Below are 14358 nucleotides of genomic sequence, written 5' to 3'. Positions count from 1 at the left end.
ATCGATCACCATAGGTGCAGCCTGCGATTACGGGCGAAGGCAAGCAGTGCCTGTGCCGCGAAAAGGTTGAGGTAGAAGAAGGCGACGGCGATGCGCGCCGGCAACCAGCGGCCCAGTCGCGGGCGCAGGCGGGCGAGGCCGACCAGCAGGGCGCCGGCGCCCAGTCCGCAGAAGGCCAGCGCATACAGCGGGTGGCGATTGAACAGGAAGCCGGTGCTGAGGGTCAGCGCGACGATCAGCCACGGTGCGAGCAGCCGCAGCATCTTGTGGCTGACGAAGCGGAACCAGAGCGGATTGCGCGTGGGCAACAACAGCCACGGCGCCAGCTGGATCAGCTGGAAGTTGCCGGCCAGGGTGCGGATCTTGCGCCGGCGTTCGGCCTCCGGCTCCTGCGACGGCTGGTCCCAGGCCATGGCGCGCGGTTCGAACACCACGCGCTTGCCCTGCGCCGCGACGCGCATCGGCACCAGCACGTCGTCCAGCACGGTGCCCGCGGGCAGCGGCTGGAACAGCGACCGGCGCATCGCATAGAGCGCGCCACTGACGCCCACCGTCGAGCCGGTTTCACTCTCCGCATGGCGGATCATCTTTTCGTAGCGCCAGTAGAAGTCCACGCCCTGGGCGAAGCCCGTGCGGACGTTTTCCATGTGCAGCTCGCCACCGACCGCACCCACCTCCGGATCGGCGAGGTTGGCGACCAGCTCCTTCAGTGCGCTGGGCGACAGGCGCTGGCGGATGTCCGTCATCAGCAGCACTTCGCCGCGGGTCAGCGCGACGGCGTCGTTGAGGCAGGCGGCCTTGCCGCGCCGGTTGGGGAAGTCGAGCACGGTCACCCGCGCATCGTTGCAACGACGGGCGATCGACACGCTGTGGTCGTGGCAGCCATCGCAGGCGAGCACGATGTCGATCAGCTCGGGCGGGTAATCCAGCCCCTGCAGGTTGGCCAGCTTCGCGCGCACGTAACGCTCGCCGTCGTGCACCGCGACCACGATGCTCACGGTGGGCAGCCACGCCTTGCGCTGCACGGGCCGCGGGCGCATGCGCGCCCCCAGCCACATCAGTGCGGGATAGCCGGCGAACATGTGGACCAGCAGCAGGGCCGATCCCCAGCAGGCAAACCATGCGATGTGTGTCATGACGTCTCCCCCCCTTTCGACGTCGTGGCTCAGGCGCGACCGAACAAGCGGCCGAACAACCCACGTTTCTCCGGTGGTGGCGACGCGGGCCTTGCCACCGCCAGGTCGGCGGCGAGCGTGCCCAGCGTGCCGTTGGCGATGTCGAGCAGGTTCATCTGCACGCCGGTCAGCTTCTGCACGCGCTGCGCCATGTCCACGGCGAGCAGCGAATGGCCGCCCACGTCGAAGAAGTTGTCGCTGGTGCGTACGCGTGCCAGGCCGAGCAGTTCGTGCCACACGCTGGCCAGCAGCCGCTCGCTTTCGGTGGACGGCTCGGTGCCGTGGCCTTCGGCGACGTGCGCATCGGCCCCTTCACCCGGCAAGGGCAGGGCATCGATATCGGGTTCACCAGTGGCCAGCAGCGGCATCGCATCGAGCAACATCAGGTTCGATGGCATCGACCATGCCGGCAGCTGTGCCGCGAGCGCCGCGCGCAGGCTTTCCACGTCGGACTGGAAGCCGGGTGCGGTTAGTGCGTAGGCATCGATGCGCTGTTCGCCCAGGCCATTGGTGCGTGGCACGGCGAGGGCGCGGACGATGCCGGTCTGGGTGAGCAGCACGGCTTCGATCGCCGCCGGCTCCACGTCCAGCCCATGCCGGCGGATGCGCCGGTCGGCACGGTCGAGGGCCTGGACCTGGCCGTCGGCCAGCCAGCGGCCGCGGTAACCGGTGCGGACCAGGCGGTCGTCGCCGGGCTGGCGGTTGGCGCTGGCCCGCGTGCCGAACGGCAGCGACAGCGACAGTCCGGCCATGGCGATCTCGCCGGTGGCACCGATCGGGCAGGGCTCGCCGTCGCCGTCGAGGATCCACACATCGTTGCTGCCGATCGGGCGGCCTTCGTGCAGCGCATCGGCGGCGCGTTCGACCCGGCCGCAGGTTGCCGCGGGCGCGGACAGCGCGTCACCGAACAGGGTCCACAGGCCAGCGGTCGCATCGGCGATCCGCGTGGCCGTTTCCTGGGTGGGCGTGCCGCCGAGCATGCCGGCGCGCAGCTGGCCGTCGCCATCCCAGCCCTGGGCGAACAGGGTGTTCCAGGTTTCCGGCGTGGCGATGAAGCAGTCCAGGTCGCCGAGTTCGCCGCGGGCGAGGGCGGCGGGCTCCTGCAGGGACCACGTCGCGCCGCAGGACAGGGCAAGCAAGGGTTCGATCACCGACATCGGATCGGCCGGCAGGGCATCGCCGCCGATGCACTGGCCGGCGTCGATGAGCAACGCGTCTGCAAGGCCACGAACCATGCCGGCGACCGCGGCGTGCGAGAGCGAGGCACCGTGCGCACGACCATCCGCACCGGGTGCATGGAAGGCGATGGCGGGTGAGTCGGCGCAGGCGCGGTTGTCGAAGGTCGACGCGTCGCCGATGGTGCCTTCGATCTCGGTGTGGTCGGCGTCGAGCCACAAGGCGCAGGCGCGCGGCCAGTCCAGCGAGGCTTCGAGCGCGGCATCGCCGATCAGCACGGTCATCCGGCCGTCGGTGACGATGTCGCGCAGCCGCGCCGACGGATCCGCTCGGTCGAGCAGCAACGCGGTGCCGCCGGCCAGGCTGATCGCGAGCAGGCCGGCGATGCGGTCGAAGCCGGGTTCGATGCAGAGGCCGACGACCGAGCCGTTCACCGCGCCACGGTCGCGTAACAGCGAGGCCATGCGTACGGCGTGGCCGACCAGGCGGGCGTAGCTGATCCGGCGCACGCCGTGGTGGATCGCCGTGGTTTCCGGGGTCAGCCGGGCCTGTGCGTCGACCATGGCGAACAGGTCGGCCGGGAGCGCCGCGCCGCCGCAGCCGACGTTCCAGCCGCGGATGCGTTCGCGCTCGAGCGCGCTGGCCGCGGTCAGCTGGCCGACCGATACCGACGGGTTGGTCGCCACCAGCTGCATCATGTCGAGGTAGCGTTCGCGCATCAGCCGCGCCGTGCCGGCCTGCAGCAGGTCGGCGTTGTAGGTCACGCCGCCGACCATGCCCTTGTGGCCTTCGAGGAACCACATGCCCAGGTCTTCGGTCGCGCCGCTCTGGAACAGCAGGATCTGCTCGTGGTCCAGGCCGCCCCAGTCGACCGCGCGCTGGCGGGCGTCCTGGAACGAGAACAGGGCCTGGTAGAGCGTGGCGCCCGCGCCATGGCCGACCTTCAGCTCGCGCTGCAGGTATTCCAGCGGCACGTCCGGGCAGCCGAAGGCATCGATCGCGGTGCGCTTTACGTGGCGGACGAACTCCAGGAACGACAGGCCCGGGTCGACATGCACGTGCAGCGGCAGCAGGTTGTTGAAGTAACCCATGACCGATTCGACTTCGGTCTGGTTGCGGGCACGCACGGGCGTGCCGACCACCAGGTCGCGCTGGCCGGCCGAGCTGGACAGCATCGCGTAGTACAACGCGAGCAGGGTCATGTTGAGCGTGGCGTCGGCCTGGCGGGCGACCTCGTGCATCGCGTCGGTCTGTTCGCGCGAGACGTGGATCCACTCGGTCCGACCCAACCCGGACATGCCGGGGCGCCGCGGGTAATCGGTGGGCAGTGCGCGCACGTCGCCGACCTGGGCAAGGCGTTCGCGCCAGAACGATAGCTGGGTCTGGAAGGCGGGCGACTCGAGCCAGTGCGCATGCCACTCGGCGTAGTCACCGTAAGTCACCGTCAAAGGCGCGAGCGGCGAGGGCAGGCCAGCGGCGAAGGCTCGGTAGAGGGCCGAAAGCTCGTTGTAGAAGATGTCGAACGACCAGCCGTCCCAGATGATGTGGTGCGGCATGAAGAACATCGCGTGTTCGTCGTCGGCGAGCTTGAATACGCGTGCACTGAACAGCGGGGCGCTGCCCAGGTTGAACGGAGTGTCGGTCAGCTCGCGCAAGCGTGCCATCAGCTGCTCGTCGCGTTCGGCCGGGGCGAGGTGGCTGAGGTCTTCGGCGGGGAACAGCGGATAGTGCAGCTGGGCGTCGACGACCTGCATCACGTCGTGGCCCATGTCGCGGATCGCCGTGCGCATGCTCGGCTGGCGTTGGATCAGCGCCTGGAAGGCCTGTTCGAACGCGGCTTCGTCCATCCGCCCGCGCAGGCGGTGCGCTGAGGGTGCGTTGTAGGTCACCCGACCCGGATGCATCTTCTCCAGCGCCCACAGGCGCCGCTGCATCAGCGACAGCGGTGCATGGTCCTGTTCGGCGCGATGGCTGATCGGTTCGGCCGCGGGCGTGCTGCCGCTGGCGACGTGCGAACCGATCGCCGCGGCCAGCTGTTCGATCGTCGGGGCATCGAACAGGGTGCGGAACGACAGCATGACGTCGAACTCGCGGTTCAGGCGTGCGGTGAGTTGCGCGGCCAGCAGGGAGTGGCCGCCGAGCGCGAAGAAGTCATCGCGCACGTCGAGGTCGGGCAGGCAGAGCACGGCTTGCATGGCGGCGGCGACGCGACGCTCGTCGTCGTTGCGCGGAGCGATGCGCTCGCCGGACTCGGCCATCGAGTGCGCCATCGGCGCCGGCAGCGCCTTGCGGTCGATCTTGCCGTTGGGCAGCAGCGGGATCGCGTCCAGCAGCATGATGTGCTGCGGAACCATGTAATCGGGCAGGCGCGCGCGCAGGCGGCCACGCAGGCTGTCTTCGTCGAGGTCGGCGCCGTCGCGCGCGACCACGTAGGCGACCAGGCGCACATCGCCGGGACGATCCTCGCGCGCGATCACCACGGCCCGGGTCACTTCGGGCACGTCGGCCAGCACGCATTCGATCTCGCCCGGCTCGATCCGGTAGCCGCGCACCTTGACCTGGAAATCCAGTCGGCCGAGGTGTTCGAGCATGCCGTTGGCGAGCCAGCGGCCGCGGTCGCCGGTCTTGTACATGCGCGAGTCGAGCGATTCGGACCACGGATCGGGCAGGAAGCGTTCGGCGGTGAGCTCGGGACGGTCGAGGTAGCCGAGCGTCACGCCGGCGCCGCCGATGTGGATTTCACCGGGAACGCCGAGTGGGCAGTGGTTACCCTGTTCGTCGAGGATGTGCACCGTGGTGTTGGCGATCGGCCGGCCGATGTAGATGCCTTCGCGTGGATCGGAGACCCGCCAGTAAGTCGAGTACACGGTCGTTTCGGTCGGGCCGTAACCGTTCCAGACTTCGCCGCAACGTTCAAGCAGGGCTTCGGCGAGGTCGACCGGCAGCGGCTCGCCACCGGACACCGCGCGGAAGGCCGGGCGGCCATGCCAGCCGGCATCGACCAGCAGGCGCCAGCCGGCAGGCGTGGCCTGCATCATCGTCGCGTCGCATTCTTCGATCAGGCGACGCAGCTGTGCACCGTCGCGGACGTCGTCACGGCCGGCCACCACGATCTCGGCGCCGCTGGTCAGCGGCAGCATCAGCTCCATGAAGGCGATGTCGAACGACAGCGTGGTGACGGCGACGAGCCGGTCGTCCGGCGCGATGCCAGGCACGCGCTGCATGCTGGTCAGGAAGTTGCCGGCGGCGCGGTGCGGCACGCGCACGCCCTTCGGCCGGCCGGTGGAGCCTGAGGTGAAGATGACATACGCCACGGAATCCGGCGTCGCGGCCTTGCGGTTGCGCTCGGGGCGATCGACCGAGGCATGCACCACTTCATCGCTGTTCAGCGCGAGCACGCGACTCGGATCGAAGGCGAAGGTCAGCGGGCTGGCGTCATCGACGACCAACGCCGCAAGCGCGGCGTCTTCCGCCATGAAGGCGAGGCGGTCGGCGGGGAAGGCGGGATCGAGCGGGACATAGCCGGCACCCGATTTCAGGACGCCGAGCACGGCCGCCACCATGTCCAGGCCACGGGCCAGCGAGATGCCGACGAGCACCCCGTGGCCAATGCCGCGATCGCGCAGGCTGTTGGCGATGCGGTTGGCGCGCGATTCCAGCGCGGCGTAGGTCAGCGAGCGATCGGCGTGGCGTGCAGCGGCACGCTCGGGTGCACGGTCGACCTGCTGTTCGAAGTATTCGTGTGCGAGGCGTAGCTCCGGGAATGGGGTCGGCGCCGGCTGCAGCGCGGCCAGTTCGCGGTACACCGCATCGGACACCACCGGCAGGGCGACGACCGGTTCGGTCGGCGCGAGCGCGGCTTCGCGCAGCAGGGTGGCATAGGCATCCAGCCAGCCCTGGATCGTCGCGCCTTCGAACAGGTCGGCGTTGTACTGGCATTCCAGGCGCAGGGCGCCGTCGACCTGCACCGCGTTGATGAACAGCTCGAAGTTCTCGTATTCGCGCGGGATGGCTTCGACGGAGAAGCGCAGGCCCGGGAAGGCGACGGTGCTTTCGTCGAGCACCGCATCGAGGTTGAACAACACGCTGACCAGCGGCAGGCGCGAGGGATCGCGGGCCATCGATAGCTTCGGCAGCAGGCTACCGAGGGTGTAGCGCTGGTGCTCGAAGGCATCGAGCAGGTCGTTGCGCACGGTGCCGAGCACGCTGGCAAAGCCGGCGCCGTCTTCGATCCGGGCACGCAACGGCAGCACGTTCACGCAGTGGCCGACCAGCGTACCGAGGCCTTCGGCGGCTTGCCCGGCGGTGGGGATGCCGATCACCACGTCGTCCTGGCCGGCGATGCGCCGCAGCAGGATGGCGAAGCCGGCCAGCAGGGTGGCGTAGAGGCTGGCGCCGTTGGAGGCGCCGAGCCGGCGGATGGTCGCGACGTCGGTAGCGTCCAGGGTGCGGTCTTCGCGCCGTGAGGTGAACGTACGGCGGCGCGGACGCGAGCGGTCGGTGGGGAGGTCCAGTGCGGGCGCCGTGCCGGCAAAGCGGGCGAGCCAATACTGTTCGTCTTCCCGTGCCGCTCCCGAACCAGCGTGCGCGGCCTCGGCCAACGCGAAGTTCGAAAACGCGCCCGCGTCGGCCGGGCCGGGGCCCTGGCTGGTGCGTTGCGCGTAAAGCGCGGCGAGATCGCGCACGATCACGCCGAAGGACCAGCCGTCGCACACGATGTGGTGCGCGGCGATGGTCAGGATGTGCCGGTCCGGCGCGAGGCGGAACAGCTCCGCCCGCAGGAGCGGGCCGTGTTCGAGATCGAACGGCGTGGTGACGATGCGCGAATACGCAGCCATCAGTCGCGCATCGCTTTCGAACGGCGCCAGCAGGCCCAGGTCGTGGAAGCCGACCGACAGGGCGACGCGCTCGGCGACGAACAGGCTTTCGCCGTCGCCGCTGAAGGTGGAGCGCAGGGCCTCGTGGCGATCCACGATGGCCTGCAGGGCCTCTTCCAGGGCCGGGACGTCGAGCAAGCCTTTCAGGTTGACCGCAATCGCTTCGTTGTACGCCAGCGAGGCTTCCGGCTCCAGCCGGGATGCCAGCCAGACCTCGCGTTGTGGCTCCGTCGTCGGCACGAGGTGCGAGACAGGCGCACCGGCGAACGGGTCATAGTCGACCGCCCTGGCGGCAGTCAGCTCGTTGGGCGTCATGCGGTAACCCTCAGGTACTTGCCCGGCGCATCCGGGTTGGGAACGAACCACGCGGGCTGGCCGTCGGGGTCCTTGCCCAGCCGCGCACCGGGGATCGGCGGGTGGCTGGCGTCGAAGGCGGGTGCTTCGCGGTAGCGCGGCAGGAATTCCGCTTCTTGCATTTCAAGGATCGATTCGCGGAACGCACCGACGATGGCGGCGAAATCTTCCTCGCGGTGCGCGGTGGTGAAGAAGCAGGGGAAGTTGTCGAGGATGTGGATGCCGCGGCTGCGCATCATCGCGAACACCAGCTCCTGCAGCGGATGGTCTTCGGTGAAGGTGGTTTTCCACACCGAGGCGAAGTGGACGATCTTCAGCGGCGCGCCGACGCTCGCGCAGAAGTCGTTCATCTCCTGGGCCATCGCGGTGACCCGCGCGTTGAGCGCTGCCTGCAGGCCTTCGCCATGCTCGGCCAGGTGGGTGAGCACCGCGTGTGCGGCGGCCAGGGCCAGGGGGTGGCGGACGAAGGTGCCGGCGAAATAGGTGACGCCGACCGTCGGCACGGAGGCATCCCCGAAGCGCCAGTCGCCGCCGTCCAGCGCGTCCATGAAGCGACGCTTGCCGGCGATGACGCCGATCGGGAAGCCTCCGCCGACGACCTTGCCATACGAGGCCATGTCCGCATCGATGCCCAGAACGTGCTGCGCGCCGCGCGGATGCGAGCGGAAACCGGTGACCACTTCGTCGAAGATCAGCAGGGAGCCGGCTTCTTCGGTGATCGCACGCAGCTCCTGCAGGAACTCCACCGGCTGGAAGTCCGGACGGCGGCTCTGCACGGGCTCGACCAGCACCGCGGCGATCTCATGGGCACGCTCGCGGATGATCTGCAGCGATTCGGGTGTGCCGTAGTCGAGCACCAGCACGTGTTCGGAGGTGTTGCGCAGGATTCCTGGCGCCGCGGGAACTGACTTCAGCTTCTTCGTGCCGCGCACGATCACTTCGTCGAAGATGCCGTGGTAGGAGCCGGTGAAGATCACCAGAGTGTCGCGGCCGGTGACGGTGCGGGCGACGCGGACGCAGCCCATCACGGCTTCGGAGCCGGTGTTGCACAGGGCGGCGCGGTCGAAGCCGGTGAGCTCGCAGACCTGCTTCGCCACGGTGCCGGCCAGCGGATGCTGCGGGCCGATTTCGTAGCCGGCGTCGAGCTGCGCGCGTACGGCGTCGAGCACGAAGTCGGGCTGCCAGCCGAACAGGTTCATGCCGAAGCCGTTGAGGGCGTCGACGTACTCGTTGCCGTCCAGGTCCCAGACCTTCGCGCCCTTCGAGCGCTCGACCACGATCTGGTAGATGATTTCCTTCAGCAGCGGGCGGAAGCCGTTGACCACGCGCGGGTCGGCGAGGTGGCCGCGATGTTCGGTGGTGTAGGCCTTGGAGGCTTTCGTGCGCTCGATGTAGCGGCGCATGAAAGCGTCCAGGCGTGCGCGCTGGCGGGCACTGAGGTCGGTGCCGCCGCTGTGGATGCGGGCGATGGCGCCGAAGGCTTTCTTGACGTCGTAGGTGGTGTGGGCGAGGGCGGCTTCTTCGGCGTCGTTGGCGGCGGGGGATTGGGCGGATTGGGCGGGAGACGGTGTGGCGGCCGCCGCCTGGGGCGCCGGATCGCGCGCGGGGCGCGCTCCTACAAAAGCGGGGGCGGGTGACGGGGTGTTGGCGTTGGCGTCGGCCAAGGCCACGGCATCGGCCGCCATCACTGGGGAGGGGATCGCTGCCGGTGCGGCAGCACCCGACAGCAACGCCAGCTGGTCCCGCATGATCTGCATCTGCTGCGCGATCACGTCCTGGATCAAGCCACCACCGGCCACGCTAGTTGCGACCGGTACTGCCGCCATGGCCGGCGCGGTTGGGACCGGCGCGGCCACGGGTGCTGCCGGCGCGGTATCCGCCGGCAGGAGACGATCGATATGCGCCGCGAGGCGCTCGAACGAAGAGCAGCCATCCATCAGTTCGCGGAAGGTGATCTTCAGTGCGTAGGTCTTCTGCAGTTGCAAGGCAACCTGCGTCAGCGACAGCGAATCCAGGCCCAGTTCCACGAAGTTCGCGCCGGGGTCGATGTTTTCCAGTTCGGTGCCCGATACATCCTCGAACAGGGCGACGAGTTCGGTCACGAGACGCTGCGGGCGGTTGGACAGGGGCATGGGCTGCTCCACGGACTGAGGCAAAAGAGAAAGGGTTTCAGATACGGTGGGCTCCCCTGTAGGAGCGCGCCCCGCGCGCGATCCGCCGATGCCATCGGCGGCAACCTGCGACACCGGCATCGGCTGCGACACGGCCCCCACCAACGGCAACGCCGCAGCAATGGAAGTCACCGAAGCCGCCACCCGCGCCTCGACCCAATGCCGCTTCCGCTCGAACGGATACGTCGGCAGGCGCACCCGGCGGCGCTGCTCGCGGTGGTCGAACGCATCCACCTCGACTGCCACGCCAGCCGCCCACAGGGCACCTGCGGCGTTCAACAGCGCCGCGCGTTCTTCACCAGCGTTGTCACCCAGGCTGGCAATGAACGTCCGGCCGCGCGCCTGTGCATGCTGGCGGCCAAGCTGGGTCAGGCTGCCGCGCGGGCCGACTTCGACGAAGGCGAGGGTCGATTCTTCGAGCGTATGCAGCAGGGCCGGCGAGAAGCGCACGGTGTGGCGCAGGTGGTGGGTCCAGTACTCCGCCGAGGTAGCTTCACCGTCGGTAAGCGGCAACCCGGTGGCGGTGGAAACGATCGGCAGCGTCGGTGCCTGCAACGCGATGCCGGCGACTTCGGCGCGGAACGCCTCCAGCACCGGATCCATCATCGCCGAGTGGAAGGCGTGCGAGGTATGCAGCAGGCGGCAGGCGACGCCGTCGGCGTCGAGGGCCAGGCGGAAGGCCTCGATTTCTTCGTGGGTACCGGAGGCGACCGAGGCGTTCGGTGCGTTCTCGGCGGCGAGAGACAAAGCACCCGGGAGTCGCGCCCGCAGTTCGGCGGCCCCCAGGCGAACGGAAAGCATGGCACCCGAAGGCAGCGCCTGCATGAGGCGGCCACGGCGTGCGACCAGGCGGGCGGCATCGGCCAGCGGCATCACCCCGGCCAGCACGGCGGCGGTGAATTCGCCGACGCTGTGCCCGATCATCGCCACCGGCTGCACGCCCAGGCTCATCCACAGGCGGGCGAGGGCGTATTCGATGGCGAAGGTGGCCGGCTGGGTGAGCTCGGTGGCCTTCAGCGCCTCGGCATCGTCATCGAACATCCGCTCACGCAGGTCGAAGCCGAGTTCGTCGCGCAGCGCGTTGGCGACCTCGTCGATCGCCGTGCGGAACACCGGTTCGGTGGCATGCAGCTCACGGCCCATGCCGGCGTACTGCGAGCCCTGGCCCGGGAACAGGAAGACGACACCCGGTGCCGGATTGCTGCTGGTGTGGCAGATCGCGGCGGCGGCGATGTCGCGCAGGCGCTCCTCGGCGTCGGCGGCGGACGCGGCCACGACATGCGTGCGCTGGCCGAAGGCCTTGCGGCCGCGTGCGAGGGTGAACGCGGTATCGGCCAGGTTGCCGTCCGGATGCATCGCCAGGTGGTCGGCCAGGCGTGCGGCCGCGGCGGCGAGGGCGGCCGGCGTGCGTGCGGACAGCGTGAGCAGCTGGGCGCCCGTGGCGGCATCCGACGGCGTGCGTGACGGGGCTTCCTCGAGGATGACGTGGGCATTGGTGCCACCCACGCCGAACGAACTGACGCCGGCAAGCAGCGGGCCGGCGCTCTGCCAGGGCCGGAGCGTATCGTTGACGACGAACGGCGAGGCATCGAGGTTCAACCGCGGGTTCGGTGCGGTGAAGTGCAGCGACGGCGGCAGGCGGCGCTCGGTCATCGCCAGTGCGGTCTTGATCACGCCGGCCGCGCCGGCCGCCATCACCAGGTGGCCGACATTGCTCTTCAGCGAACCGATCGCACAGAAGCCGCTATCGGCCGTGGTCTGGCGAAACGCCTGGGTGAGACCCTCGATTTCGATCGGATCGCCCAGCGGCGTGGCCGTGCCATGCGCTTCGACGTAGGAGATGTCGCGGGCTTCGACGCCCGCGTTGTCCAGCGCCATGGTGATCACCGCGGCCTGGCCGGCGGCGTTCGGCGCGGTGAAGCTCGCCTTGACGCCGCCATCGTTGTTGATCGCCGCGCCGCGGATCGTCGCGTAGATGGGATCGCCGTCGCGCAGCGCGTCGGAAAGGCGCTTGAGCAGCACAACGGCCGCGCCATCGCTGAACACCGTGCCCTGCGCGTTCACGTCGAACGTGCGGGTGTGGCCGTCCGGCGAGAGCATCGAGCCTTCCTGGGCGATGTAGCCACTGTTCGGCGGGCAGGCGATGGACGCGCCGCCGGCCAGGGCCATGTTGCAGCGGCCCGCGCGTAGCGCGTCGAACGCTTGGGCGATGGCCACCAGTGAGGTCGAGCAGGCGGTGTTGACGCTGATCGCCGGGCCGGTGAGGTTGAGCTTGTGCGCCACGCGGGTGGCGACGTAATCCTTCTCGTTACCGAGCATCACCTGGAAGGCGCCGAGCTTCTCGATGAGATCGGGGCGGCCGCTGATGTGCTTCTGGTAATAGGTGGCGTTGTGCATGCCGCCGAACACCCCCACCGGCGTGTCCTGGCCGTCGGGCACGTAACCGGCGCGCTCCATGCACTCCCAGCAAAGCTCCATGAACAGCCGCTGCTGCGGGTCGGTCAGCTCGGCTTCGCGCGGCGACATGCCGAAGAATGGCGCATCGAAATCGCCGACGTTGTCGACGATGCCGCGGGCGAACACATAGCCCGGGTCGTCGCGGTCGGAGGCCGGCACGGCGGGATCGAGTTCCTCTGGGGCGAAGAAGCGAATGGACTCGCGGCCTTCGCACAGGTTGTCCCAGAAGGTTTCCACGTCCGGGGCACCGGGGAAGCGGCCGGCCATGGCGATGATCGCCACCGGCTCGCCCGCTGCCTGCGCGCCACTCGCCAGCCGCCCTGCCAACGCCTGGCGGGTGGCGCGCCCTTCGATCGTGGCCGCGACCGCGGCCGGGGTCGGCTCCGCGAAAAAGCCGACGAGGGTAGGGGTGGCGGAGAGCTCGGCATGGATGCGCGCCATGGCGCGCGTGGCCAGCAGCGAGTTACCGCCGAGGTCGAAGAAGTTGTCTTCGCGGCCGACGCGTTCCACGCCGAGGGTTTCCGCGAAGACGGTGCAAAGGACAAGCTCGACGTTACCGCGCGCGGCGACGAAGGGCGCGGCCAGTTCCGGCCGTGCACGGTCCGGGGCCGGCAGCGCCTTGCGATCCAGCTTGCCATTGGCATTGATCGGCAGTGCCTCCATCCGCACCCAGGCGGTAGGCACCATGTATTCCGGCAACGAGGCCAACAACGCATCCCTGTAGGAGCGCGCCTGCGCGCGACCGTCCGTGCGACCGTCCGCGCGATCCCCCACCACGTAATAAGCCACCAACCGCTTATCACCCGGCTGATCCTCCCGGGCAATCACCGCAGCCGCCGCAATCCCGGCCAGCGCCCGCAACGCAAACTCCACCTCACCCGTCTCGATCCGATACCCACGAATCTTCACCTGCCCATCGGCCCGCCCGATAAAGGCAAGATTTCCATCCGGCAGGAACCGCACCAGGTCACCCGTGCGATACAGCGTCCCATGCTCGGAAGCCACGAAGCGCTCCGCCGTAAGCTCCGGCCGATTCAGATACCCCCGCGCCACGCCCGTGCCACCGATATACAGCTCACCGATCTCGCCATCGACTACCGGCTGGCGGTTCTCGTCCCACACATGCAGCGAGGTCTCGCCGATGGGCATGCCAATGGGAATCGCGCCGGCGTCGTCCGCCAGCTCGTGCGGGATGCGATAGGTGGTGGTGAACGTGGTGCACTCGGTCGGCCCGTAGCCGTTCATCAGCGTGGTGGCCGGCAAGGCCGCCAGTGCCTTGCGCACGTGCGGTACCGACAGGGCCTCGCCACCGGTGAGGATGCAGCGCAGGCCCGCGAGGTTGCTGGCATCGTCGTCGACGATGGCGTTGAACAGCGCCGCCGTGAGCCACGCTACCTCGGCACCGTGCGCCTCCAACGTGCGGCGGATACCGCAACCGGTGGGCACGCGCTGCTGGTAAACCACGCAGGTACCGCCATTCAGCAGTGGCCCGAAGATCTCCAGGGTGGACGCATCGAACCCCAGCGGCGCCGCATGCAGGATCTTCGGCGCATCGAAATCGATGTAGCTGGATTTGAGGACAAGGCGAAGGATCGACTTATGCCGGATCTCCACGCCCTTCGGCGTACCCGTCGACCCCGACGTATACATCGCATAAGCCAGCTCATCCCCACCCACGCTGTTGTAGGAGCGCGCCTGCGCGCGACCCCACCCACCCAACGCCTCAAACTCCGACATCCCAAAAACCGGCGCATCATCCCCAACCACCGAAGAAGGCTCATCCGCAATCACCGCCGCCACATCCGCATCCCGCAACGCAAACGCCACGCGATCCGCAGGCCAGCTCCCATCGATCGGCAAATAGGCCGCCCCAGCCTTGAGCACCCCGAACACCGCAACGATCGCCAGCGCCGAACGCTCCATCAACAACGCGACATACGCCCCCGGTTCGACGCCGGCAGCGCGCAACCCCTGGGCCACCGCATCGCTGCGTGCATCCAGTTCGGCATAGGTCAGGGAAAGATCGTCCGAGGCGACGGCCAGCCGTTCGGGAACTTCGGCAGCGACCCGCGCGAAGCGGCCGTGCACCGTGGCATCGAACGAGTCGACTGGGAGAAACGCATCATTCATGGCCGTGCCCCGCGCTGC

At 68.9% G+C, this 14358-nt stretch carries 3 protein-coding genes; all 3 read right to left on the bottom strand.

Annotation, left to right across the window (positions count from 1 at the left end):
• Nucleotides 1-5 precede the first annotated feature (5 nt).
• The 3 genes from KPL74_06770 to KPL74_06760 are packed head-to-tail and all read right to left on the bottom strand — an operon-like array spanning nucleotide 6 to nucleotide 14340.
• Nucleotides 6-1136, bottom strand: coding sequence for a glycosyltransferase family 2 protein (locus tag KPL74_06770; GenBank protein QWT21703.1), 1131 nt, complete (start codon nucleotides 1134-1136; stop codon nucleotides 6-8).
• Nucleotides 1137-1165: 29 nt separating this feature from the next.
• Nucleotides 1166-7543 carry an amino acid adenylation domain-containing protein gene (locus KPL74_06765; GenBank protein ID QWT21702.1) on the bottom strand — a complete coding sequence of 2126 codons (6378 nt, stop codon included), beginning with the start codon at nucleotides 7541-7543 and terminating at the stop codon, nucleotides 1166-1168.
• The gene (locus KPL74_06760) at nucleotides 7540-14340 is read right to left on the bottom strand and encodes an amino acid adenylation domain-containing protein (GenBank protein QWT21701.1); all 6801 of its coding nucleotides are present in this window, start codon (nucleotides 14338-14340) and stop codon (nucleotides 7540-7542) included. Before KPL74_06760 ends, KPL74_06765 begins: the two co-directional genes overlap by 4 nt.
• Nucleotides 14341-14358: the final 18 nt, after the last annotated feature.

The organism is Bacillus sp. NP157, assembly GCA_018889975.1.
Classification (GTDB): Bacteria; Pseudomonadota; Gammaproteobacteria; order Xanthomonadales; family Rhodanobacteraceae; genus Luteibacter.
This window is presented reverse-complemented; position numbering and strand designations above follow the sequence as displayed.